This is a genomic window from Collinsella sp. BA40 (assembly GCF_008014645.1).
GTDB lineage: Bacteria > Actinomycetota > Coriobacteriia > Coriobacteriales > Coriobacteriaceae > Collinsella.
Window position 1 is genome coordinate 49725 of the sequence record NZ_VOWY01000013.1, and the last position, 24398, is coordinate 74122.

The following is a 24398-nucleotide window of genomic DNA, read 5'->3' on the forward strand; positions in this document are numbered from 1 at the left end:
CCTTACATACGAATCGCGAGGTTCTTCTTCTCGTCAGGCCAGTTGCACGCCGAGCGCGCGGGACAGGCGAAGCAGAGGCGAACCGCCTTGTCGGCGCGGCGCAGCGCCCGCGGCAACACGGCCGCGCGGTCGGCGGCGGCATCCGGTACCGCCGCGCTCGAACGATGATGCGCGATCGCGCAGACGATCTGCGCGCACTCGTCCGGCGAGAAACGTGTATCAGGTTCTACCGTACCCAAAATCTCGCGGGCAATCCGCGCTCCCGCCGCATCGTGGGGCTCACCCGTCTCGTATTCGGCACCGCGGCCTATATCATGCAACAACGCCGCAGCGTACACGATGTCCTTCGGTATATGGAGGTCGCGCGCAGACTCGTCCTCGAGCAGCAAGATCCAGCACGCACGCGCCACATCTAGGAAATGCTGCAGGTCGTGGCGGCAGAAGATGCGATTCGCCTCGGCCTGCTGCAACGCGGCGAACGCATGCTGATAGTCAGGGTGGCGCCAGACGGCGTCGACGCGCGGCATGTCCGCCGCGCCCGCCCCTGCAGGCGCCGACGAAACCCGGCTTCGGCACGGCGCATCCGATGCCGACGCACGGCCCCGTGCGGCTCCGGCCTCGACAGACCCCAGCGCAACGGCCATATCTAGCCGCGATCCAGCATGTTGAAGAACCGCTGCTCCAGAGCGGGATTCGTCTCGAACGCCCCGCGACGAGCCAACGTGACCGTCTTCGTGCCCGGCTTCTGCACGCCGCGCATGGTCATGCACATGTGCTCGGCCTCGAGCAGGACGATAGCGCCCTGCGGCGCAAGGTAGTCCATGAGCGCATCGGCGATCTGCGCCGTGAGCTGCTCCTGCAGCTGCAGACGACGGGCGAACGTTTCGACCGTGCGCGCGAGCTTGGACAGGCCGGCGACGCGACCGTTCGGGATATAGCCGATGGCGGCCTTGCCGTAAAAGGGCAGCATATGATGTTCGCACAGCGAGTAAAACGTGATATCGCGCTCGATCACCAAATCGTTGCTACCAACGGAGAAGGTCTTGGAAAGGTACTCGGCGGCATCGCTCTCCATACCCGCCGCAAGTTGCTCGGCATACATGCGCGCCACGCGCGCGGGCGTCTCGACCAAGCCCTCGCGCGAGGGGTCCTCGCCGATCCCCTCGAGCAACAGGCGCACGGCCTCTTCAACTTTTTGCTGGTCAACCATGGTATACGCTCCTTAACTCGCGCACGTGCACACGTTTTGCATCACTGTTCTCGCTATGGTACCACGCATGCCCCGCCACCGTTTGAGACCCAGGCGCATCCAGCTCGTATACGGCTGCGCCGCATGCCGCGCACCGCCGTTGCCGGCACAGATGGAGCGAAGTGCAAGGATGCCGCCCGCGCATTAGAGGTGCCAGACGCTACATCGTATGAGTGGCGTAGATCTCCTTGTCGACCCACGGCATCACGGCAGCATCCACGGTCTCCCCGCGCTCGATGGCCGCCAGGGTGGCGGGCATATCGATCAGTCGCTGGTTGGACGATCCACGGAATCGCAGCGTGATGTCATAGAGCTCCTGGATGAAAGGTCCATCGACCAACACGTCCACGCAGGAAAGCAAGCGGTCCGTATATTCGGTTCGATGACGGCCACCGGGCAGCAGCTCGTCGAGCGTGTCGCCGGTAAAGCACCATATGGTCTTGCCGCTCGTCCGCGGGTACGCGGCTCGCACGCGCTCGAGAAAGCCGACCAACCCCGCCTGGTTCTCGGGCTCCATAGGCTCTCCACCCAGCACCGTGAGGCCATCGACGTACGCGGGACGAAGCGATTCGATGATCTCATCCTCGACCTCGCGGGAAAACGGATCGCCTGCGGCGAAGTTCCACGCTACCTCGTTAAAGCAATTCTTGCACCCGCGCCGGCAGCCCGAAACAAACAAGCTGGTCCGCACGCCCTCGCCATTCGCGATATCGAAATACTTAATCTCAGCGTAGTTCATCGAGCACACCCCCACCGTCGCGTTTTCGCAACAGTGTAGGGATATGCGCAAGGCATCGCAACGAGATGCGTCCGAAGCCATCAAAACCGCAGGCCTCTCCCCTATCAAAAAGAAAAGGAAAGCGCACGCCCCGAAGGGGTCCGGCCCCGCTGGGATCGAATCCCATCGGGGCCTTCGTGGGAGCAGGACTGCTCGAGCGCCGGATGCCGTATGTCCCCGGCACCCGCCTGAATCAACCCTACAGGTGCAGCACGCGATCGCGAATCTCCTCGGTGCGGCCCTGGTTCCAGAACTGCGTGCCGATGTACCCGCACGTACGGCGCGCCACGTTTAGCTTCTCCTGGTCGCGGTTGCCGCAATTGGGGCACTCCCACACAAGCTTGCCGTCGTCCTCGACGATAGCGATCTCGCCATCGTAGCCGCACTCCTGGCAGTAGTCGCTCTTCGTATTCAGCTCCGCGTACATGATGTTGTCGTAGATATACTGCATCACGCGGATGACTGCCTTGAGGTTATCCTGCATGTTGGGAACCTCGACATACGAGATGGCGCCGCCCGGAGACAAACGCTGGAACTGGCTCTCGAACTGAAGCTTATCGAAAGCGTCGATCTCCTCGGTCACGTGCACATGGTAGCTGTTGGTGATGTAGCCCTTGTCGGTGACGCCGGGAATGATGCCGAAACGGCGCTGCAGCAGCTTGGCGAACTTGTACGTCGTCGACTCGAGCGGCGTGCCGTAGAGCGAGTAGTCGATATCCTCGGCAGCCTTCCACTCGGCGCACTTGTCGTTCATATGCTGCATGACGTCCATAGCGAACGGCGTGCCCGCGGCATCGGTGTGGCTAGCACCCGTCATGTACTTCACGCACTCATACAAACCCGCGTAACCCAAGCTGATGGTGGAGTACCCACCGTACAGCAGCTTGTCGATGGTCTCGCCCTTGTCCAGGCGGGCCAGCGCACCGTACTGCCACAGGATGGGCGCAGCATCCGACAGGGTGCCCAGAAGGCGCTCGTGGCGGCAACGCAACGCCTTATGGCAGAGTTCGAGGCGCTCATCGAAGATCTCCCAGAACTTGTCCATATCCTGATGCGACGAAAGGGCGACGTCGACGAGGTTGATGGTCACGACGCCCTGGTTGAAGCGCCCGTAGTACTTGGGCTTGCCCGGTTCGTAGTTCTTGGCGCGCGCCACGTTATCGTAGCCGTTGCCGGAACGATCGGGCGTGAGGAACGAACGACAACCCATGCAGGTGTAGCAATCGCCATTGCCCTCGGTCTCGCCCTTTGAGAGCTTGTACTCGCGCATCTTCTTCTCGGAGATGTAATCGGGCACCATGCGCTTGGCGGTGCACTTGGCGGCCAGCTCCGTGAGATAGAAATAGGGAGCGCCCTCGGTGATGTTGTCCTCTTCGAGCACATAGATGAGCTTGGGGAACGCTGGGGTGATCCAAACGCCCGCCTCGTTCTTCACGCCCTCGTAACGCTGGCGCAGCGTCTCCTCGATGATCATGGCAAGATCGCGCTTCTCGGACTCCGTGCGCGCTTCGTTCAGGTACATGAACACGGTTACGAACGGCGCCTGGCCGTTCGTGGTCATAAGCGTCACGACCTGGTACTGAATGGTCTGGACACCGCGGCGGATCTCGTCGCGCAAGCGCGTCTCCACCACGTCGGCCACTTTGTCCTGCGGCGCCTCGACGCCCAGCTCGGCGAGCTCGGCCTCGACCTGACGGCGAATCTTCTGGCGGGACACCTCGACGAAGGGGGCGAGATGCGTGAGCGAGATGGACTGACCGCCATACTGGCACGAAGCCACCTGGGCGATGATCTGCGTAGCGATGTTGCATGCCGTGGAGAAGCTGTGCGGCCTTTCGATGAGCGTTCCCGAGATCACGGTGCCGTTCTGGAGCATATCCTCAAGATTCACCAGGTCGCAGTTGTGCATATGCTGGGCAAAGTAATCGGAATCATGGAAATGGATAAGGCCCTCGTTATGGGCAGCAACCACATCCTCGGGCAGCAGCACGCGCTGCGTGAGGTCTTTAGAGACCTCACCCGCCATATAGTCGCGCTGCACCGAGTTGACAGTAGGGTTCTTATTGGAGTTTTCCTGCTTGACCTCTTCGTTGTTGCACTCGATGAGGGACAGGATCTTGTCGTCGGTGGTGTTCTTGGTTCGCTTGAGGCCCTGAACGTAGCGATAGATGATATAGCGGCGGGCCACCTCGTAGCGCTCGAGGGCCATGATCTGATCCTCGACCATATCCTGGATCTCTTCCACGGAGACGGTGTGGCCTGCGGCGGCACACGCCTGCTCGACGTTGCGGGCGGCGGCAACCACCTGCTCATCGGTGAGGCGATCGGCCTCGGAGGCCTCCAGGTTCGCGCCGTTGATGGCGTTGACGATCTTGTCGATATCAAACGTAACCTCGATACCGCTGCGCTTGATGATCTTCATGCGTGCCGCTCTCCCTTGCTCGCGCCGCCCTTCCGGGCCCGCACGCCCGAGTTATATAGTCGGGCGATGGTGCTTACAGCGCGAAGAACCCAGACCGGGCAGGCGCCCCGCCGGGAACATCACGCTGCGATCTTGCTATTTGAAACTCTACGAAACCGTGCGGACACGAAGCGATCCTTTCCAACCGACCCCCTGCCAACACGGCACCGCAGAGCACCCCGATGAGGTGCCTCCCTATGATACGACAAGTTCATTCCCATATCATGTAAGAGCTCAAAAGCTATTGCACTATATATTGTGTTCCTGCAGGTCAATGCGGGTAAGATTCTTTTTGAACATCATGGTAAATCGAGGCGCTAGCAAACAGTTTTCCGCTTAGCAATACGCTCGACCTGCGACTCGTTCGAAGAGCCTGAATTGGCCGATTCCCAAATCATCCACAACTCATAAAGGGAAACCTGGGAGAACGCCGATCACACTACAAGGAGCCCAGATGTTGTGGCGAACTCCAGAGCGAGGAAGATGATGGGCTGAAATACAAAAAAACCGGAGGCAATAACCTCCGGTCTTGTTGTTCTTGGTGGGCGATACAAGATTTGAACTTGTGACCCCTACCGTGTCAAGGTAGTGCTCTACCCCTGAGCTAACCGCCCCAATGTGGGTTTGCGTTTCGGCTGTGTGCCTCAGCGCGAGATTTAATATACGGGACTCGGCGCACGAGCGCAAGGACTTTTTTCAAATTTCTTTAAACTTTTTTTCCCACCCTTTACTACCTGCGGTTTTCTTGAGGGTGCCATCGAATCGCCAATCGGTTGTCGGCCGCAGGAAGGTATCGCCGACACTCGTATAGAGCGGTCTGGGCGGCCCCGTCCCGCGATCGAGCGGACAACGGGAAGGCGAACGGCGTTGCCGCGTACCCCGCGTAAAAGAAACCTTCCTCCCCCCAGCCCGGCCGACACCGCATCGTCGCGCCATCGAAACGAGGTCCGCTTCAAACCGATGCCAACGCCCTCCGACCGCGGGGCGCTACTAGGCCATGTCAATCGATGCGACGCCGATCGATCTGCATCCCCGGCTTCAGCCTGAAAACGTCATCGGCGACCGACGGGAAACTTTTTTAAAATTCCCCTTGCACCATCAAGCGGAATCGCGTATATTACTTTCTCGCAAGCGGACATGGCTCAGTTGGTAGAGCACAACCTTGCCAAGGTTGGGGTCGCGGGTTCGAGCCCCGTTGTCCGCTCCATTGCTTGCTTGAGGGCCGACTCTTCGATCGGCCCTTTGCATAATGGCGAAGTGGCCAAGTGGTAAGGCAGAGGCCTGCAAAGCCTTTACCCCCGGTTCGAATCCGGGCTTCGCCTCCAGAATTTTCAAGACGCCTTCGGGCGTCTTTTTTTATTGCGGTTTCCGGCTCCTTTTCACGCCCCGCCCCCGAACACAACAACGGTCCGCCCTTCTCGCCTATAGTGCCGGCAGCGCTCTGCAACCACGTTTACCTGCTGAAATCCCATATATTCGGTGTGTTGCTCCCTGAAGCCGCTCATCACGGAAAAGCGGCCGCCTGCAGATTGTCGGCGTCTCAACATACCGTTTGGTACCTTTCTAATTGAACCGCATGCTGATCCTTCCTAGTATTCAGCTTGCAGCCGTGCGTATGCAAAACCATCGACCCGTATCATGCGGCTGCGGAAGGAGGGCGTTATGCCAACACGTATCCCGTTCACCTGGTCACCGCGCTTCAAGATGGTCGCATGCGGCTTCGCCGCCGGCGCCGCCATGCTGACCGCACTTCCCCTCGATGCGCTGGCATGCACCCAGTTCTGGGTGCCCGCCCAGTACACCGCCTCTGGAAACCGCTTCGTAGGCCGCAACGAAGACGGCGGCACCCGCTATTTCAAGACCTTCGGCGTTTCCCAGCCGCAGGCCAATACCACCTACTCTTCGGGTGAGTCCTCGTTCTCCTGGACCTCTGACAAGACCTCGTATCGATACACCTTCATTCGCGATGCCAAGGCCTACTGGGAAGGCCGCGGAGACGCCTATAGCGCCGCGGGCATCAACGAGCACGGCGTTTCGGCTTCAGCAACGTTGAGCACCGACTATAACGACCAGATCGCCGCGATCGACCCCCTTAACGAGGAATCCGGCATCGGCGAGTACAACTATGTGAGCATCATCCTCGGCGAAAGCAAGACCGCGCGCGAGGGCGTCGAGCTGATCGGCCGTCTTGTAAGCGAGTACGGCGCGCTCACCTGCGACCAGCTCACCATCTCCGACGTCAACGAATCCTGGCTGTTCATGGTTCTCTCCGGCCACGAGTGGCTGGCCATGCAGATGCCCGAGGATAAGGTCTCGGTCAATCCCAACATGAGCAACCTTCGCTTCGATGTCGACCTTGATGACCCCACGGTCTGCCTCCACTCCGAAGGGCTTCTCACCACCCCTGGCGACCTGCTGAAGTACCAGGCGGACGGCAAGACCCCGGATATCGCCGCCACCTACGGAGCCGATGACGCATCCCAGGGCATCGGGCAGAACAACCGCTATGGCCAGGGACGCGCATACTTCGGGACTCCGCTTGCCAAGGACTCCTACGAGTGGGGCAAGCAGCTCAACGGAGACGGCAGCGTCTGGCGCGAGGGCATCACGAAGATCACCGAGCCCGAGCTGTTCTTCACCCCCGGCCTGAAGGATATGTCCACGTTCACCATCGTACGCGCACATGCCGCACGCGGCGAGCAGACCGACAACCTCAACGCCGACCTGAACCCCGCCGTCGATGCCATCGGCAAGCAGTGGCAGATGGAAGGGCATATGTTCGAGATCCGCGACGACCTGCCCGCGGATATCGCGACGGTCCAGTGGGAAACCATGGCTCCCACCGAGTTCTCGGTCGCTATGCCGTTCTACTCGGCCCTGCTCACCGAGGCCTCCCCGTACTTCAAGGACGTGAACCAGGATACGAGCCACAGCGGCGCGGGCAACTTCTGGGAGATTGAAAACAAGACCGAATACGCCATGGAGGAGGAACCCGAAGGCTCCATCGACTACGTGCTGATCGATATCAACACGCTCGCCTACAACAACCGTGAATCCATGGCTGCGGGAACGCGCGCCTACCTCGACGCCCTACAGAAGCAGATCATCGCACAGCACGAGCTCGTCGACGCCGTCATGCAGGCGACGCCCGCAGAGAAGCGTGGCGAACTCGCCAACAGCGCGCACAGGGTGGTGGTCGAGCAGACCTATCGCAAGTGCGACAAGCTCCTCGACGAGATGCGCGCCTACATCAAGGCAGGCGACTTCTCCACCCCGTTCGCCGCATCCGACTACGACGCTCAGGCCAAGGATTTGAAGGCCCCGCTCGTGTACGCCCCGACGGTCATCCTTCCCGTCATCACCGCCCAGCCCGCAAGCGCCACGTACGAGCAAAACGCAGCAGCCGCCGATCTCGCCGTGACGGCCAAGGCCGACGACGGCGTGGGTGCCCTCTCCTACGAATGGTTCCGTACGTCCGGCGATGCCGTTAGCTCGACCGGCGTGAAGACCGCCAATATGCCCGTAGACACATCCAAGACGGGCTCGCAGTCCTACTTCTGCCGCATCACCAACGCTGCCGGCAAGAGCGTGGACTCCAGCGTTGCAACCATCACGGTGACGGCCCCCGCAGCCAAGCCCGGCGATGGGGCGTCTGATACGAGCAAGCCCGGCGCCAGCAAACCCGGCAACAGCAAACCGGCTGGCGATCTTCCCCAGACCGACGATCCGCTGAGCATGGCCGGCCTGGCCGGTTTGGCCGCAAGCGGCATCGCAGCAGCCGTCGCAGGAATCAAGCGCCGCGTGCGATAGCCCCTCCCTCTCGAGAGATCGGGTGCGATACTAGATTTCAAAATAATGCTTGCATCCATCCGATCTCTCCCGTATAGTTATTTTTTGCAAGCGGACATGGCTCAGTTGGTAGAGCACAACCTTGCCAAGGTTGGGGTCGCGGGTTCGAGCCCCGTTGTCCGCTCCATCGCATGCTAGAAGAGCTGGTCGTAAGACCGGCTCTTTTTTTACCGCTGATGCGTCCTCGATGAACAGATGACACCCTTTCTCGCGCGATTGACCGCGCGCGTGAAGATGCCGCACGCGATCCCCGAAGCCGCGCCGCATCGTTCCCGCGAATCGCGGTGACGCTTGGCGAAAATAAAAAAGTTGTTGCATCTGTCCCAACGATGCCGTATAGTAACTTCTTGCAAGCGGACATGGCTCAGTTGGTAGAGCACAACCTTGCCAAGGTTGGGGTCGCGGGTTCGAGCCCCGTTGTCCGCTCCATCGCATGCTAGAAGAGCTGGTTGTATGACCGGCTCTTTTTTTATATCTATGTTCCTCTTGGCAAAGCAAGCGTACACATGCGAGCTTCAGGGCATACGATACCAGTCGCCCGATTCGCACATGGCTCAGGTGGAAAGCCGGCTACCGAGGTGGCACGGAGACCATGTCATACGAGAAGATACAGGCGATGGCATCCGCGCACGCCTACGAAGACCGCGTCATCTTGATGAGACGCACCATGGTGCCCCGTCCATCGCAGCGCCGTGCGACCTCCACGCTATCAACCAGCATGCGCATAAGCTTGATGCCGCGACCGCGTATCTCGCTCGCCTCCACCTCTTCATTACCGCCGAGCTCGAATCCGCAGCCGCGGTCACCCACCTCGATAACGACGCGGTCGCGATATGCATAGATGGATAAGGAGCACAAGCATCCGCACGCATGATCATATGCATTGGACAGCGCCTCGCCCGCAGCCAGGGCCGTATCGAAGCGGTCCTCCGCAGTCATAGGCAGAGAGGACAGCAGATTGGAAACGCGATGGCGGTAATACGGCAGGTTCTCGATACCCTCGCTCACCGAAAGCGTCTTGCTCCACAGCGGGCTCTCATCGGCCGACAGGACCGGAATGGGCGGCTTGTTAGCAGCTGTGACATGCAGAGCATCGATCAAGCGCGCGATCTGCAGGAAACGAACGACATACGGCGATGCGTTGACAAGCGAAAGCAGCCCGCCAAGCCCGGACAGGCGACGGGCGCACGAAAGCAGAAATGCCAGGCCCGTCGAATCGATGAACGAGACGCTTTGGCAATTCACGAGCACGCGCCGCACGCCGCCATCGACCAATCCATCAACCTGTTCGCGTAGCAGCGGCACAGTGATGATATCGATGTCGTGCGCGGGCGCGATCACGGCTATGTCGTTCCATTCGTTCATGCAACTATAGTTCCCGTGTTCGCGGAACTCTAAACAGCCTACCGGCGGCAAGTTTGCCGAATGGACCTACCCCCCCCGCACCATCGAATCGCAGGGCGACCAGAGCGATATCGTCATCGAGAGCCGAGCCCGAGAATCGGTCGAGTTCAGATAGCACGGTATCGCATAAGCCCTCGATACCCGCACCGCTCTCGCGTAAGAGCACATCGCGCAGGCGATCCTCGCCGAAGAAACCGCCCTGGGCGTCTCGCGCCTCGATCGCACCGTCGGTATACATGAAGAGCATGTCGCCCGGCTCGAACGTGAAGACGCCGTTTTCATACATCATGGAATCGAACGCGCCCACGACGCCCGACTGAACGCTGAGCAGCTCGACCTCGCCTACACGGTCCCCGTCCTCGTGCGGTGGATGAATGAGCATCGCGGGCGGATGCCCCGCCGAACAATACGTGGCGGTACGGGAGCGCAAGTCGATCTTCGCAATGAACATCGTGGCGAACGTCTCGAGACGCGAGAAGCTCATAAGCATGCTGTTGAGCGCACGCGCGAGCGCCGCAGGAGGGCGGCCCTCCCAGGCATAGGCCGTGAGCGCCGTCTTGACCAGCGCAGACATGGAGGCTGCCTCGACGCCCTTGCCCGAAACGTCGCCCAAGATCATGACCGCACGATCATCGGGCAGACGGATGAGCGTGTAGAAATCACCGCCCACCAGCGCCTGCCGCGTCGCCGAAGAGTATCGCGAATCGGTGGTGATGCCGGGAACCGCACCCAGGGAGCTCCTCATGCCCGCCTGAAGCGTCTGCGCGATGCGCTGCTCCTCCTTCTTGTTTCGAACGCCACTGGTGATGAGCTCGAAGTCGTGTACGAGTCGAACGAGGTAATCGTACTCGAGGTCATCGATCGGCTCCTGGGAGCCATCGCGAAGCAGGAGGAAATACCTCAGGGGCGCGACAGCCTTGCCGGATGCATCGCGCGGCAGGATGCTTCCCGGCTTCAAGGCGTCCGGCCCCTCCGCACTCACGAGATCATCCGCAGCGTCCTCGAAGGGCGCCCCCATATCTACGAAGGCGCCCTGGCACGGAAGGCCATGATCGGCCAACCAGTCGCCTGCTCGCGTCGTGCGGTCGACGCGAACGACGCGAGCGCTTTTGAGCGACGGCATGCCTCCAGCCGACAGCGGGGCCGCGGAGTCAACGGGCCCCGCGGCGCGCGAGGCGGGCATGCGCATGGAGAAGAAGAAGTCATCCGGGTCGCCGGGCAGCTCAACGCGGCTGCCGCCCTCGAAGTCAACGACATAGCAGTCGCGAACCTGATCGAGGATGACGGGGCATACCCGGCATGAAAGGACTCGGCGCAACTCGGAGCCGAGCAATGAGTAGGTGCCCGCAGCGTCGCCCTCGAAGGACAGCAAGTTGTCACGCAAGGCATTGAGCGAGCGCGTCAGTCCGGCGGTCTTACGCGAGCGCAAGGCGGTGATAAGGCCCACGAGCTCAATGGAAAGGTAATCGCAAATAACTTCCAACACGCGGACCTCGTTCATTCGAGGCGTGGTATGGCGGCGCCACCCGAGCTCGATGACACCGAGGACCTGCGTACCGAAGAAGATGGGCACGGCGATCATGGTCTTAAAGGGCGGCATATCCTGGACGCGAACAGGAAGCGAGATGCGCGAGTCGAGGTCGTAGAACGCGCCGGAGATAGGCGATGCGCCCTCGTCGGCCGGAACGATGGAGAAGCGGCATGAGCGCGATTCTTTAAGGAGATGCGAGGCCACGCCCGATCCGTACGGCACGAATTCAGGGACATACGAGCTATGCAGCGAGTCCGAGATTCCACGCAGCTTAAAACCGCCGCTCTCTGAAAAATAGATAGCGCTTCCGTCGGCATCAAGGGTGTCGACGAGCTTATTGAGAACCGTGTCCACAAGCGATGGAAGGTCTTCGGACCCCACGGTGGACATAATTACCGAGAGCGTGCCGGATAGGCGCTTATTCGCGGCCTGGACCTCCGAGAGCAACCGTTGCGTCTGGCGGTCATGAGCATACCGTTCCTCGAGGCTTCGCATGACGATGAGTACATGGGGGCTTGCAGCCGGCGCGTCGTAGTTGGCGGCGGGATTGAGCAATAGCGAGCGAACAGTCACCGGAATGAAGGAACCATCGAACAGTTTCAGCATGAGCGTGTTATCGACGCCGTCGACGGTAAAGGGCAGCTTATGGCCCGCGGCGCGCTCGAAGGTCTCGCTAAAGAGAATGTCTTTGATATCGCAATCGATCACGAGATCACGCGGACTCGAAATAAGACGTAGGAACTGCTTGTTAACATGCAGCACCGTACCATCGCGATGACAAAGCGCGACGGCATCGTTCGTAATTTCAACCAGACGAGCGAGATTGGGATACTCTTCGGTTGCGATGGCCTCCATTGCTGCCCCTTCGATCCACGATGGTTCGGTAGGTAGATAGGATACAGCGAAAGAAGCCATGATGCGTAGTTATACGAAAAACGCGGACCCGAAAGTCCGCGTTACTATTCGATGGTGTCGGAGGCGGGACTTGAACCCGCATGACCGAGAAATGGTCACTAGCACCTCAAGCTAGCGCGTCTGCCAATTCCGCCACTCCGACGATTCGGTTGCTCGCGGTCGTTTGCTCTCTCGCTCGCAACAAGGAAGATAATAACCTACGTTCCCAGCTTTGTGCAAGTACAATTTTAAAAATATTTGAGAAAGTTTTCCCGAAGTCGATCGCACACCGATTCATTCAGCACTATCGCAGGTAGATAATGCAATAAGTGCAAAGATGGCCCAACACTCCAACACCACTTCCCCGCCGATCGCGCCTGATTAACAAGAATCGGCATGCCCTTTCGTGCGATACGCATAAAAATAGGCGCGCCTCCGAAGAGACGCGCCAGGTACGAACCGAGTAGTCGGCGTTGCCGTCAAAACCCTTACAGGTTGATATGGCTCTCCTTGATGGGGAACGGCTTGGCGAAGTGGCATGCACAGTAGTGCCCGGAAGCGACCTCATCGAAGCCGGGGATCTCCTTGCTGCAGATGTCCTGTGCCATGGGGCAGCGGGTGTGGAAGCGGCAGCCCGAGGGCGGATCGATGGGCGACGGCGGGTCACCGGCCAGAATAATGCGCTTACGCGTCTTCTGGATATCGGGATCGGGAACCGGAACAGCAGACAGCAGAGACTGCGTATACGGATGATGAGGCTCGGTGTAGAGCGTCTTCCAGTCAGAAAGCTCGACCATCTTACCGAGATACATAACGGCTACGCGATCGGAGATGTGCTGGACGACCGAAAGATCGTGCGCGATAAACAGATACGCGGTGCCGTACTTGTCCTGAAGCTCCTTCAGCAGGTTAAGGACCTGAGCCTGGATCGAAACGTCGAGAGCGGATACGGGCTCATCGCAGATGATAAGCTTCGGACGAAGGATGAAGGCACGGGCGATGCCGACACGCTGACGCTGGCCGCCGGAGAACTCATGCGGATAGCGATTGATGTGCTCGGGATTGAGGCCGACGACCTGCAGCAACTCGCGAACGCGCTCGATGCGCTCCTCCTTGGTGCCGATACCATGGATGGTCATGGGCTCGGAGACGATCTCGCCGATCGTCATGCGCGGATTCAGCGACGCATAAGGATCCTGGAAGATGAACTGCATATCGCGGCGCATCTCCTTGAGCTCCTTCTTGCTCATCTCGGAGATATCACGGCCCTGGAAGTACACCTTGCCCGAAGTGGGCGACGTGAGGTGCATGATGGTACGACCAGTCGTAGACTTGCCGCAACCAGACTCGCCAACCAGGCCGAAGGTCTCGCCAGGATAGATCTCGAACGAAACGTCGTTCACAGCGGAGACGAAACGCTTAGCGAAACGGCCGCCGAAGGTACCGGACTCAGCGGGAAATTCCTTGCACAGGTGCTCGACTTTGAGCAGCGGGGTCTTATCGGCCATTAAGCCCTACCTCCAATCACGGAAGGGTCGAGGACGTCAGGAGTGCCGGTAGCGATCTTGCCACGCGAGCGAGAGGTATTCGGAGCGTTCTTCTTGACGAAGTCCATATCGCCGGCGAAGTGGCAGGCGGAATAGTGACCCGTCTCGGTGGTAACTTGCTCGGGAAGCTTCTCGTGGCAGATATCCTGAGCGTACGGGCAACGCGGAGCGAAGGGGCAGCCAGCGGGAAGGTTCATGAGGGACGGCGGGTTGCCGTGAATCGGCGTAAGCGGCTTCTTCTCGTCGATAGCCTGCTCGGGAATCGAGCGGATCAAGCCCCACGTATAGGGATGACGGCTATCGTAGAAAATCTCGTCGGCAGTACCGAACTCGACCGGACGGCCGGCGTACATGACCATGATCTTATCGGCGATATCGGCGACGACGCCCAGGTCATGGGTGATCATGACGATGGCGTTGCCGTTCTTCTCCTGCATCTCCTGCATGAGCTCGATGATCTGCGCCTGGATGGTAACGTCCAGTGCGGTGGTAGGCTCGTCAGCGATGAGGATATCGGGGTCGCACGCAAGGGCCATGGCGATCATGACGCGCTGACGCATACCGCCGGAGAACTGGTGCGGATACTCGTTGACGCGCTTCTCGGGCTCGGGGATACCGACGAGGTCGAGCAGCTCGGTAGCGCGCTGGAGCGCTTCCTGCTTGGAATAGCCGCGATGCAGGCGAAGGCCCTCGCCAACCTGCTTACCGATCTTGTAGACCGGGTTGAGCGAGGTCATGGGGTCCTGGAAGATCATGGCGATGTCGTTGCCACGGATGTGCTGCATCTCCTCTTCCGACATATCGAGCAGCGAGTGACCGCGATACAGGACGCGACCGCCTTCGATCTTGCCAGGAGGCATGGAGATAAGGCCCATGATGGTCATGGCGGTCACAGACTTACCGGAGCCGGACTCGCCGACGACGCCAAGGGTCTCGCCACGATCCAGCGTATACGATACGCCGTCGACAGCGTGGACGATACCGTCCTCGGTGTGGAAGTACATCTTGAGGTTATCGACCTCGAGCAGGTGCTGACCCTCGGGGATCGGCTGCGTCTTCAGGTCGACGTAGTTCTTGTTAGCGTTCTTCTTCATGGATTTACGCATCCTTCATCTTCACGTCGAGAGCATCGCGCAGACCGTCACCGAGCAGGGTGAACGCAAGCACGGTGGAGAGGATCGCCAGACCGGGCATGATCATCATCCACGGAGCAGTCTGCAGGTACGCCTGACCAGCCTGAATCATAGAGCCCCACGACGGCGTGGGCGGAACGACGCCCATGCCGAGGAACGACAAGGAGGACTCGGTCAGGATGGCGCCGCCGATGTTCATCGTCGCGTACACGACGATGGAGGCAACGGAGTTCGGGAAGATGTGACGTGCGATGATGCGAGCATCGGAAGCGCCCATGGCACGAGCCGCATCGACGTAGTCGTTCTCCTTTACGGTGAGGATCGCCGAACGGAACACGCGGGCGATGCTCGGCCAACCAAGGATACCGATGGCGATGAACACGTTCGTGAGGCTCTGACCGATGACGGCGATCATGGCAACGACGAACAGGATGTACGGGAACGCCAGGAACACGTCGGCGAGACGCATGATGATGGTGTCCCAGATGCCGCCGTAGAAAGCAGCCACGGCGCCGAGGACCAAGCCGATCGCGGTGGAGATGGCGGTAGCCATGATACCGACGGACAGCGAGACGCGGGCACCGTAGATCACGCGAACAAGGATATCGCGACCCAGCGGGTCGGTGCCGAACGGATGCTCAGCCGAAGGAGGCAGGAGCGACGTGGTGGCCATGGCCACGGAGTCGGAAGCCGTCGGGGAACCCAGCCAGGGCTCTGCCCACAGGTCCGCCGTGATGGCGACGAGAGCGATGAAGATGATCCAGATGACCGCGAAAACGGCCAACTTGTTTTTGCGGAGACGCTTGAAGGCGTCGCCCCACAGGGTGCGGGATTTCTCCTCGGGCTTCTTGACACCCTTGGTATCCGCAGTTGCGGCCATGCCGGCGCGCTGAGTAGGACTCGGTTCTAGCATGCCAACCCTCCCCTACGACTTATCCTTGGGCGCGCCATAGCGGATGCGCGGATCCAAGAATGCGTAGCTGATATCTACGAGCAGGTTAATAACCATAACGACGACGACAACGACGGTGACGCCACCCATAACGATGGGCCAGTCGCGCTGCGTGATGGCACGATAGATCTCATAACCAACACCAGGCCAGTTGAAGACCGTCTCGGTAAGGATCGCGCCGGCGAGCATCGCACCGAAGTCGACACCGATATAGGTAACGACCGGGATAAGTGCGTTCTTGAGCGCATGACGCCAGATGATGGCGCGGTTGGACAGGCCCTTGGCCTTAGCGGTGCGAATGTAGTCCTGATTCATAACATCGAGGAGCTGCGAACGCATGATACGCGCAGCGTACGCCGTGGAGACGGACGCGAGCGTGATGGAAGGCAGAATATAGTGAATCCAGTCCTGGTACTGCGAGGCAGCACCGCCGGCACCGGAGATGGGCAGCGAGAACGCGCCGCCGGTCCACTCCTTCATCCAAACACCGAAGATGAGCTGCAGCAACATGCCCAGCCAGAAGGCGGGGACGGCAACGAGCACGGAGGTGGAGAGCGTTACGAGAATATCCCAGAACGAATACCTCTTAACCGCGGAGATGATACCAGCGCCGATACCCATAATCGCCTCGAGCACGATCGCGCACGCGGCAAGCTTGATGGTATAGGGATACTTATTAGCCAAGATCTCCGTAACCGGCATCTTGCGCTGATAGGACTCGCCCAGATCACCCTGGAACAGGTTGGTGATATAGGTGACGTACTGATCCATCAGCGGAACGGGCATAGGATCGCCGTTCTCGTCGAGGACAGCATGGCCGTTCTCATCGACCTGGACCAAGTTGTAACGGATGCGCAGGTTGAGCTCCGCTTCGGGAGTCATGGCCTTACCGCCACCACCGATCAGCTTGATCGGGTCACCCGGCACGATATTCTGCAGCGCGAACAGAATAAGCGTCACGCCGAAGAAGACCGGGATGAACTGGAGCACTCGCTTGAGGATATATTTTCCCATAAAAACGATCTCTCCCCTGTCGTAGGGACTTCCAACAGTGATATCTACGCCCTAACCGTTTGATATCACACAAAATGGGATGCCGACGCGAGAATCGGCATCCCGTTTTTGTAAATTAACAGTATAGCCTAAGTTGACACCTGTTTGCGACAATCGACGTAATTTACGCGGTAAGCTCGGCGCGCGCCAGGTAAGCCTTCTTCTGCGGGTCGATGTAGAGGTTCTTCACGCGGCTGGAACCAACCAGGGTGTGGGTGTAGAACATCAGCGGGATGACGGGCAGGTCAGCACCGATGATGGCGTCGGCCTCCTGCATCTTTGCAACGCGCTGGGTGTCGTCCACGATGGTGCGAGCCTCCTCGATGAGCTTGTCGACCTCGGGGTTGCTGTAACCGGACTTGTTGTCGCCACCCAGGGAATCGGAGTGGAACAGCGGATACAGGAAGTTATCCATGATCGGATAGTCGGCAACCCAGCCGAGGCGGCCGATCTGGAAGTCCATGTTATCGTACTTGGAAAGGAGCGCAGACCACTCGGGGGTATCGGAGGTGACGGTGATGCCGACCCTGGCGAGGTCGCCGATCACGGACTCCATGATCTCCTTGTGGCCACCGTCCTGGTTGTAGGACAGGACCATCTCGATACCACGGGAATCACCGTTCATCGGAGCAACCTTGTCCAGGAACTCGTTAGCCTTATCGACGTCGTAAGCCGCGAACTCCCATGCGCCCTCGCGGTAGCCGTCCATGCCCGGAGGAACGATGCCGTCGGCAGGGGTACGGGTACCCTTGAAGATGGACTTGCAGATAGCCTCGCGGTTGATGGCCATGGAGACGCCCTTGCGGAAGTCGGCGTTGTTGAAGGGCTCAACCGTGGTGTTGCAGACCAGATAGTAGGTGGAGGGCTCGGAGCCGAGCAGCATACGGCCGCCCTCGCTCATGGTGTAGCCGTCCTTGGACTCGCCGGCCTCGGCCTTGCAGGCGTCGATCTGGGCGGTGGGAACGTCGGCAACGTCGAAGTTACCAGCCTGGAACTCCTTGTAGGAGGTCTCGATATCCTTCTGGATGCCGAAGTGGATACCGTCGACGACGGCCTTGTCGCCATAGTAATCGTCAAAGCGGACGAGGTCGATGTACTGACCGTCCTCCCACTTGGTACCGGGCTTCATCATGAAGGCACCGTTGCCGATGGGAGCGAGGTAGAAGGCGTTCGCATCCTCGTCGGCAGCAGCCGGAACAGGAGCGAGTGCGGGGTGGGAGCAGACATAGGGGAAGTCGGCGTATGCAGCGGAGAGCTCGACCACGAAGGTGAGGTCATCGGGGCAGCTAAGACCGGCGAAATCGTCAGCGTCGCCAGCAGCAAGCTCGTCGTAGCCCTTGACCTGGGACAGGTGGTAGGCGATCTGCGAGGGGCCGCGGTCGACCTGGATGGCGCTCTTGGGGCTGACGAGACGGGTCCAGCCGCGCTTGAAGTCGGCAGAGGTGACGGGGTCGCCGTTGTGGAACTTAGCGCCCTCGATGAGGTGGAAGGTGAACTTGGTGGCGTCCTCGGAAGCCTCGAAGGACTCGCAAGCCAGCGGCTTGAGGTCCTCGGCCTTGAAGTCATACTTCATAAGGGAGTCGAACAGCTGGAACTCGACCTGCGTACCCTGGTCCTCCTGGACGTTGTAGGGATCGATGCAGACCGGGTTGTTGATGGAGAAGTTGAGGGTAACGCCCTCAGCAGCAGCGTCGGCGCTGCCAGCAGCAGGAGCGTCCTTCTTGCCGCAAGCGGCGAGGAACGCGAGGGAGCTAGCAGCAAGGGTACCGCCAACAAATGCGCGACGACCAACCACCGGCTGGTGGAATTCGTTCTTCATTTCAGCCATGCCATCCTCCTTTAATAGAAAGCTGTAACGATGCAGCGCTCCTCCCCGATCAGGTGACGTGCGATGCGCTGCGTCGAGCAATCAAACACGGTACCCAGGCTGTTGCGGTACCAGTTGATAGTTTATAACCTTACCGTATTTTTTGCATAAATAGTTGGAGATTTTGATTAACAGCAAGGATTTTCTTTATTTGGTGACAGTGGTTGCTGCATTGGACTTCGGAGTTTTAGCAAAACAATGCGTAGAGCTGGGAGGAAATCAAATGGATACACAGGCGTGCGAACCACCGCTCCTCAGGCCGCCCTCCCTCGTTCATATATCTGAAATAAATTGGAAATATTCACCGTCGGCGAACGGATTGATTGGGACCGTGAACGGCTGCAATCGCTTCATCCATTCGACAGCTTACGAATATTGCGGCGCGACACGGTCGATACAGCCGCGATCAACCGGTCGATCGCAGGTGTCGGCATGCGTTCATGGGCGCGCAGGCAAACAAAAACCCCGCCCTCGATTCGAGGACGGGGTCGGTCGACCAAGTTGCGCGACGTCTTACAGGCCCACGATTCCCTGCGGGAAGAAGAACATGCACAGGACCACGGAGATGGAGAACACGACGGCCACGATAACCGTGAGCTTATCGAGGTTCTGCTCCATAACACCGGTAGCAGCGCTGGAATTGTACAGCGAGCTCGCGATCATGTCGGAAACACCGGTGCCCTTACCAGAATGCATAAGGACGAGCGCGATAAGAAACAGACCAGAGAGCGCCCAGACGGCGAACAGCGCGATTTGAAGTGGACCCACGAGTAACTCCTTCACGAGATTCAAAAGACAGCACATTATCGTAGCACTCTTCAGTACAGCCGTCTACGACTCGTGCATCCCGGATTGAAAAACCGCCCGTCAGCACCAGGCGAACGGGCGGTTCGGCGTCATGTAGGCGCGCAGTCGATCCAGCCTACTCCTCGACGGCGAGCGCGCGGCCCGTCATCTCGGCGCTGGGCTCGAGGCCGGCCATGGAAAGCATGGTGGGCGCGATGTCGGACAGACGACCATCCTCGATTCCCACGAGCTTTGCGGTATCGCTCACGATGATGAACGGAACGCGGTTGGTGGTGTGGGCCGTGAACGGCTTCTTCTCGCCATCCACCTCGTCGAACATGTGGTCGGCGTTACCGTGGTCGGCCGTGATGAGGGCGAAACCGCCCTTGGCCTGGATCGCCGGGATGACCTGGGACAGTGCATGGTCAACGGCCTCGACAGCCTTGACGGCTGCGTCGAAGACACCCGTGTGACCGACCATGTCGCAGTTGGCGAAGTTCACGATATAGAAATCGGCACGGTCCTCGTTGATAGCGGTGACGAGCTTCTCGGTCACCTCGGGAGCACTCATCTCGGGCTTGAGGTCGTAGGTAGCGACCTTGGGCGAAGCCACGAGCACGCGCTCCTCGCCCTCCTTGGGCTCCTCGATGCCGCCGTTCATGAAGAACGTGACGTGCGCGTACTTCTCGGTCTCGGCGGTGTGAAGCTGCTTGAGACCGTTAGCGGCGATGACGTCGGCCAGGACGTTCTCGGGGAACGTCTTGGGGAACGCGACCTCGACGTTGAAGGACGGATCGTACTCGGTCATGGTGACGAAGTGCGACAGCGCGGGAACGACCTCGCGATCGAAGCCGTCGAAGCCTTCCTCCGTGAACGCGCGGGTCATCTGACGGGCGCGATCGGGGCGGAAGTTGAAGAAGATGACGGCGTCGCCGTCGGCCATGCCCTCGTTGTGGCAGACGAACGGGTCGACGAACTCGTCGCCGCGCGGATCCTTCTCGTAGAAGGCCTTGATGCCCTCGACGGGATCGGCCTCGGCATCGGAGCCCTTGGTGAGGACGTCGTAAGCGAGCTGGATGCGCTCCCAGCGGTTATCGCGGTCCATGGCCCAGTAGCGACCCTCGACCGTAGCCACGCGGGCATCGCAGCCGGTTTCGGAGGAAACCTTGGACAGGAAGTCAACGAGCTCGGCAACATAGCCGGCACCGGACTGTGGATCGACGTCGCGGCCGTCCATGAAGCAGTGCACGCGAACGGTCTTCACGCCGCGCTCCGCGGCCATGGAGACGAGCGCCTCGCAGTGGGACTGCATGGAGTGAACGCCGCCCGGGCTCATAAGGCCCATGAGGTGCAGGGTCTTCCCATTGGAAGCGCAGTCGTCCATCGTGCGGACGAAGACCTCGTTCTCCTTGAGCGAGCCGTCCTTGATGGCGTTGTTGATGCGCGACAGCTCCTGGAAGACGATGCGGCCGGCACCGATATTGAGATGTCCGACCTCGGAGTTGCCCATCTGGCCGTCGGGCAGGCCGACATCCTCGCCGGAGGCGCCGAGGGTGGTGTGCGGATACTTCGCGTACAGCTCGTCGATGAACGGCGTGTTGGCAGCGCTCACGGCGTTATCAGAGCCCTCGGGCGCCAGGCCGAAGCCATCCATGATGACGAGAAGAGCAGGAAGGTGGCGGTTAGCCATATGTGATTCTCCCTATACAAAAGAATGGGCCGCAGCGCGCGAGGCGCCGCGGCCCGATAACGAAACGGGTACTACTCCGCAGCCTTGACGACCATGGAGGAGAAGTCCGCGGCGGACAGCGACGCGCCGCCCACGAGGGCGCCGTCGACGTCGGGCTTGGCGGTGAGCTCGGCGATGTTGCCGGGCTTGGCGGAGCCGCCGTACAGCACGCGGATACCGGAGGCGAGCTCGGCGCCGAAGAGGTCGACGAGGGCCTCGCGGACAGCGGCGCAGACCTCCTGAGCGTCGTCGGCGGTGGCGGTCATGCCGGTGCCGATGGCCCAGATGGGCTCATACGCGACGACAAGCTGGGCGGGATCGGTGATCTCGAGACCCTCGAGACCAGCCTTAACCTGTGCGACGACGTGCTCGACATAGGTGCCGGCCTCGCGAACCTCAAGGGGCTCGCCGCAGCAGAAGACGGGAACGAGGCCCGCGGCGACGAGCGCCTTGGCCTTCTTGTTCTGGTCCTCGTCGGACTCATGGAAGTAATCGCGACGCTCGGAGTGGCCGATGATGCAATAGGTGCAGCCAGCGGACTTGAGCATGCCGCAGGAGGACTCACCGGTGTAGGCACCGGACGCCTCCCAGTAGCAGTTCTGAGCGCCCAGCTTGACGGCGGAGCCATCGAGCTTCGCGGCAACCGTGGTGAGGTCGATGGTGGGCGGGCAGACGAGGACCTCGACGCCATTGTCGACGCCGTCGAGGGCGGCGACGAGCTCGTCGGCCAGCGTGGCCGCGGCCTGGACGTCGTTGTTCATCTTCCAGTTGCCTGCGATGAGCAGGGTACGGTTATTCTGCGTCATTGAGAGCCTCCACTCCGGGAAGGGGCTTGCCCTCGACGAGCTCCATGGAAGCGCCACCGCCGGTGGAGATCCAGCTCATCTTGTCGCCCAGGTTGAACTTGTTCACAGCTGCGACGGAATCGCCGCCGCCGATGATGGAGGTGCAATCGGCCTCAGCAACGGCCTCGGCGATAGCCTGGGTACCGTGAGCGAAGTTGTCGAACTCGAAGACGCCCATGGGGCCGTTCCAGAAGACGGTCTTGGCGCCCTTGATGGCCTCGGCGTAGAGCTTCTCGGTCTCGGGGCCGATGTCCATGCCCTCGCGGTCATCGGGGATGGCGTTGGAGGCCACGACCTCGGGGACGGCATCCTCGCCGAAGTGATCGGCAACGCGGTTGTCGATGGGGAGCAGGATCTTGACGCCCTTCTCCTCGGCCTTCTTCAGCATCTCGCCGGCGCGCTCGACCCAGTCCTCCTCCTTGAGGGACTGACCCACGGACATGCCCTGGGCGAGGAAGAAGGTGTAGGCCATGCCGCCACCGATGATGAGGGTGTCGGCGGAGTCGATCAGGTGATCGAGGACACCGATCTTAGAGGAGACCTTGGAGCCGCCGACGATGGCGACGAGCGGACGCTCGGGGTCGGCGAAGATACCGGTGAGGGTATCGACCTCCTTCTCGAGCAGGAAGCCGGCGACGGCGGGCAGGTAGGCGGCGGGGCCCACAACGGAACCCTGGGCGCGGTGAGCGGTGCCGAAGGCGTCGAGCACGAAGACGTCGCCGTAGGAAGCGAGGGTCTTGGCGATCTCGGGGTCGTTCTTCTTCTCGCGCTTATCGAAGCGGACGTTCTCGAGAACGAGGACGCGACCCGGCTCGAGAGCCTCGACGGCGGCCGCAGCCTCGTCACCGTAGGTATCGGCGACGAAGGTCACATCGAGGCCGGACAGCTCGGCGAGCTTGGCGGCCACGGGCTCGAGGGAGAACTCGGGCTGGAAGCCGGTGCCGTCGGGACGGCCGAGGTGGCTCATGAGAATGACGCGGGCGTTGTGCTCAACCAGGTAGTTGATGGTGGGCAGCGCAGCCTTGATACGGGTGGTGTCGCCGACGACGCCATCCTTGATGGGCACGTTGAAGTCGACGCGAACGAGAACGCGCTTGCCGTCGACGTCGATGTCGCGAACGGTCTTCTTGGTGAAAGCCATGAACATCTACCTTTCATTCGAATGCGGTTGCAGGACGTGCAACACGATATAAAAAGGGCGCGACCCCGGGCTGGAAGCCTTGAGGCCGCGCCCCTCTTAGACGCTTATCAAGCGAAAATGGAAGCCATCGATATCTTAGGCGACGAACTTCTCGAAGTACTTGATGGTGCGGACCATCTGGGAGGTGTAGGAGTTCTCGTTGTCGTACCAAGAAACAACCTGAACCAGGGTCTGGCCGTTGCCCAGATCGGAGCACATGGTCTGGGTGGCGTCGAAGATGGAGCCGTGGGTCTCACCGATGATGTCGGTGGAGACGATCTCGTCCTCGTTGTAGCCGAAGGTCTCGGAGATGGTCTCGGCGTAAGCCTTCATAGCAGCGTTGACCTCGTCCTTGGTGACGACCTTATCGACAACGGCGTAGAGGTTGGTGAGGGAGCCGGTGGGCGTCGGGACGCGCTGGGCGGCACCGATCAGCTTGCCGTTGAGCTCGGGGAGAACCAGGCCGATGGCCTTGGCGGCACCGGTGGAGTTGGGGACGATGTTGACAGCGCAGGCGCGGGAGCGACGCTTGTCGCCCTTGCGCTGCGGGCCGTCGAGAGCCATCTGGTCGCCGGTCCAGGCGTGGATGGTGGTCATGATGCCGGACACGATGGGAGCGAAGTCGTTGAGACCCTTGGCCATCGGGGCGAGGCAGTTGGTGGTGCAGGAAGCAGCGGAGATGATGTCGTCCTCAGCGGTGAGCTCCTCGTGGTTCACGTTGTAGACGATGGTGGGCAGATCGTTGCCCGCGGGAGCGGAGATGACGACCTTCTTGGCGCCGGCGTTGATGTGAGCCTGGGCCTTGGCCTTGGAGGTGTAGAAACCGGTGCACTCGAGCACGACGTCGACATCGAGGTCGCCCCAGGGCAGGTTGTTGGCGTCGGCCTCGGCGTAGATCTTGATCTCCTTGCCGTCGACGATGATGGCGTCCTCGGTAGCCTCGACCTTGTGATCACGGCTGTAGTTGCCCTGCGTGGAGTCGTACTTCAGCAGGTACGCCAGCATGTCGGGAGAGGTGAGGTCGTTGATGGCAACGATCTCGGAGCCCTCGTGACCGAACATCTGACGGAAAGCCAGACGGCCGATACGACCAAAGCCGTTAATAGCAACCTTTACTGCCATTGTGTCTCCTTTCGTTAG

At 60.4% G+C, this 24398-nt stretch carries 17 protein-coding genes and 6 tRNA genes; 5 read left to right on the top strand and 18 right to left on the bottom strand.

The features are described from left to right. Positions 1–2: 2 nt before the first annotated feature. The 5 genes from E4J93_RS06560 to E4J93_RS06580 form a co-directional block, all read right to left on the bottom strand. Complete coding sequence (locus E4J93_RS06560) at positions 3–527, bottom strand: HD domain-containing protein (RefSeq protein ID WP_147588697.1); 525 nt, start codon at positions 525–527, stop codon at positions 3–5. A 119-nt stretch (positions 528–646) separates the two neighbouring features. Beyond that, positions 647–1210 (bottom strand): GTP cyclohydrolase I FolE, encoded by a 564-nt coding sequence (folE, locus tag E4J93_RS06565; protein ID WP_147588673.1) that lies wholly within the window; start codon positions 1208–1210, stop codon positions 647–649. Positions 1211–1409: 199 nt separating this feature from the next. Then, complete coding sequence (gene nrdG, locus E4J93_RS06570; protein ID WP_147588674.1) at positions 1410–1988, bottom strand: anaerobic ribonucleoside-triphosphate reductase activating protein; 579 nt, start codon at positions 1986–1988, stop codon at positions 1410–1412. 238 nt (positions 1989–2226) lie between these two features. Further along, complete coding sequence (gene nrdD / locus E4J93_RS06575; protein ID WP_147588675.1) at positions 2227–4449, bottom strand: anaerobic ribonucleoside-triphosphate reductase; 2223 nt, start codon at positions 4447–4449, stop codon at positions 2227–2229. A gap of 578 nt (positions 4450–5027) precedes the next feature. Continuing rightward, positions 5028–5102: transfer RNA gene (locus tag E4J93_RS06580), tRNA-Val, on the bottom strand. Between the two features lie 517 nt (positions 5103–5619). Here E4J93_RS06580 and E4J93_RS06585 point away from each other — a divergent pair. The 5 genes from E4J93_RS06585 to E4J93_RS06605 all read left to right on the top strand — a co-directional run bounded on the left by E4J93_RS06585 (position 5620) and on the right by E4J93_RS06605 (position 8766). Continuing rightward, positions 5620–5695 (top strand) — tRNA-Gly (locus tag E4J93_RS06585). 44 nt (positions 5696–5739) lie between these two features. Next, positions 5740–5813: transfer RNA gene (locus E4J93_RS06590), tRNA-Cys, on the top strand. Positions 5814–6150: 337 nt separating this feature from the next. After that, positions 6151–8298 carry a C69 family dipeptidase gene (locus E4J93_RS06595; RefSeq protein ID WP_187231641.1) on the top strand — a complete coding sequence of 716 codons (2148 nt, stop codon included), beginning with the start codon at positions 6151–6153 and terminating at the stop codon, positions 8296–8298. Positions 8299–8388: 90 nt separating this feature from the next. Beyond that, positions 8389–8464: transfer RNA gene (locus tag E4J93_RS06600), tRNA-Gly, on the top strand. A 226-nt stretch (positions 8465–8690) separates the two neighbouring features. Continuing rightward, positions 8691–8766, top strand: a tRNA-Gly gene (locus E4J93_RS06605). A 204-nt stretch (positions 8767–8970) separates the two neighbouring features. Here the strand turns inward: E4J93_RS06605 and E4J93_RS06610 are convergent. The 13 genes from E4J93_RS06610 to gap form a co-directional block, all read right to left on the bottom strand. After that, positions 8971–9702: an anti-sigma factor antagonist gene (locus tag E4J93_RS06610; RefSeq protein WP_147588677.1), complete on the bottom strand. Its 732-nt coding sequence runs from the start codon at positions 9700–9702 to the stop codon at positions 8971–8973. Between the two features lie 4 nt (positions 9703–9706). Continuing rightward, positions 9707–12127 carry a SpoIIE family protein phosphatase gene (locus tag E4J93_RS06615; RefSeq protein ID WP_147588678.1) on the bottom strand — a complete coding sequence of 807 codons (2421 nt, stop codon included), beginning with the start codon at positions 12125–12127 and terminating at the stop codon, positions 9707–9709. A gap of 112 nt (positions 12128–12239) precedes the next feature. Further along, positions 12240–12329: transfer RNA gene (locus E4J93_RS06620), tRNA-Leu, on the bottom strand. Between the two features lie 325 nt (positions 12330–12654). Beyond that, positions 12655–13674 carry an ABC transporter ATP-binding protein gene (locus tag E4J93_RS06625; protein WP_147588679.1) on the bottom strand — a complete coding sequence of 340 codons (1020 nt, stop codon included), beginning with the start codon at positions 13672–13674 and terminating at the stop codon, positions 12655–12657. Next, on the bottom strand, positions 13674–14807 hold the full coding sequence (locus E4J93_RS06630; protein ID WP_147588680.1) for an ABC transporter ATP-binding protein: 1134 nt from the start codon (positions 14805–14807) through the stop codon (positions 13674–13676). Before E4J93_RS06630 ends, E4J93_RS06625 begins: the two co-directional genes overlap by 1 nt. Positions 14808–14811: 4 nt before the next feature. Beyond that, a complete protein-coding gene (locus tag E4J93_RS06635) occupies positions 14812–15726 on the bottom strand; it encodes an ABC transporter permease (protein ID WP_229056285.1) in 915 nt (304 codons plus the stop codon). Between the two features lie 45 nt (positions 15727–15771). Next, the gene (locus tag E4J93_RS06640; RefSeq protein WP_147588682.1) at positions 15772–16812 is read right to left on the bottom strand and encodes an ABC transporter permease; all 1041 of its coding nucleotides are present in this window, start codon (positions 16810–16812) and stop codon (positions 15772–15774) included. A gap of 163 nt (positions 16813–16975) precedes the next feature. Then, positions 16976–18679 (bottom strand): ABC transporter substrate-binding protein, encoded by a 1704-nt coding sequence (locus E4J93_RS06645; RefSeq protein ID WP_147588683.1) that lies wholly within the window; start codon positions 18677–18679, stop codon positions 16976–16978. A gap of 552 nt (positions 18680–19231) precedes the next feature. Further along, positions 19232–19486 (bottom strand): preprotein translocase subunit SecG, encoded by a 255-nt coding sequence (secG, locus tag E4J93_RS06650; protein ID WP_147588684.1) that lies wholly within the window; start codon positions 19484–19486, stop codon positions 19232–19234. A 154-nt stretch (positions 19487–19640) separates the two neighbouring features. After that, on the bottom strand, positions 19641–21194 hold the full coding sequence (gpmI, locus tag E4J93_RS06655; RefSeq protein ID WP_147588685.1) for a 2,3-bisphosphoglycerate-independent phosphoglycerate mutase: 1554 nt from the start codon (positions 21192–21194) through the stop codon (positions 19641–19643). Between the two features lie 71 nt (positions 21195–21265). Continuing rightward, positions 21266–22039, bottom strand: a complete 774-nt coding sequence (tpiA, locus tag E4J93_RS06660; protein ID WP_147588686.1) for a triose-phosphate isomerase — start codon at positions 22037–22039, stop codon at positions 21266–21268. Then, the gene (pgk, locus tag E4J93_RS06665) at positions 22026–23219 is read right to left on the bottom strand and encodes a phosphoglycerate kinase (protein ID WP_147588687.1); all 1194 of its coding nucleotides are present in this window, start codon (positions 23217–23219) and stop codon (positions 22026–22028) included. The genes tpiA and pgk overlap by 14 nt, the downstream gene beginning before the upstream one ends. Positions 23220–23354: 135 nt before the next feature. Next, a complete protein-coding gene (gene gap, locus E4J93_RS06670; protein ID WP_147588688.1) occupies positions 23355–24380 on the bottom strand; it encodes a type I glyceraldehyde-3-phosphate dehydrogenase in 1026 nt (341 codons plus the stop codon). Positions 24381–24398: the final 18 nt, after the last annotated feature.

What these genes read in the sequence shown, in the direction of transcription:
- E4J93_RS06625 (WP_147588679.1), bottom strand. Translation starts at nt 13,674, where the DNA reads ATGGCCGATAAGACCCCGCTGCTCAAAGTCGAGCACCTGTGCAAGGAA.
- E4J93_RS06615 (WP_147588678.1), bottom strand. Translation starts at nt 12,127, where the DNA reads ATGGAGGCCATCGCAACCGAAGAGTATCCCAATCTCGCTCGTCTGGTT.
- E4J93_RS06635 (WP_229056285.1), bottom strand. Translation starts at nt 15,726, where the DNA reads ATGGCCGCAACTGCGGATACCAAGGGTGTCAAGAAGCCCGAGGAGAAA.
- E4J93_RS06610 (WP_147588677.1), bottom strand. Translation starts at nt 9,702, where the DNA reads ATGAACGAATGGAACGACATAGCCGTGATCGCGCCCGCGCACGACATC.
- E4J93_RS06630 (WP_147588680.1), bottom strand. Translation starts at nt 14,807, where the DNA reads ATGAAGAAGAACGCTAACAAGAACTACGTCGACCTGAAGACGCAGCCG.
- nrdG (WP_147588674.1), bottom strand. Translation starts at nt 1,988, where the DNA reads ATGAACTACGCTGAGATTAAGTATTTCGATATCGCGAATGGCGAGGGC.
- gap (WP_147588688.1), bottom strand. Translation starts at nt 24,380, where the DNA reads ATGGCAGTAAAGGTTGCTATTAACGGCTTTGGTCGTATCGGCCGTCTG.
- folE (WP_147588673.1), bottom strand. Translation starts at nt 1,210, where the DNA reads ATGGTTGACCAGCAAAAAGTTGAAGAGGCCGTGCGCCTGTTGCTCGAG.
- E4J93_RS06595 (WP_187231641.1), top strand. Translation starts at nt 6,151, where the DNA reads ATGCCAACACGTATCCCGTTCACCTGGTCACCGCGCTTCAAGATGGTC.
- E4J93_RS06645 (WP_147588683.1), bottom strand. Translation starts at nt 18,679, where the DNA reads ATGGCTGAAATGAAGAACGAATTCCACCAGCCGGTGGTTGGTCGTCGC.
- pgk (WP_147588687.1), bottom strand. Translation starts at nt 23,219, where the DNA reads ATGGCTTTCACCAAGAAGACCGTTCGCGACATCGACGTCGACGGCAAG.
- E4J93_RS06560 (WP_147588697.1), bottom strand. Translation starts at nt 527, where the DNA reads ATGCCGCGCGTCGACGCCGTCTGGCGCCACCCTGACTATCAGCATGCG.
- tpiA (WP_147588686.1), bottom strand. Translation starts at nt 22,039, where the DNA reads ATGACGCAGAATAACCGTACCCTGCTCATCGCAGGCAACTGGAAGATG.
- nrdD (WP_147588675.1), bottom strand. Translation starts at nt 4,449, where the DNA reads ATGAAGATCATCAAGCGCAGCGGTATCGAGGTTACGTTTGATATCGAC.
- E4J93_RS06640 (WP_147588682.1), bottom strand. Translation starts at nt 16,812, where the DNA reads ATGGGAAAATATATCCTCAAGCGAGTGCTCCAGTTCATCCCGGTCTTC.
- gpmI (WP_147588685.1), bottom strand. Translation starts at nt 21,194, where the DNA reads ATGGCTAACCGCCACCTTCCTGCTCTTCTCGTCATCATGGATGGCTTC.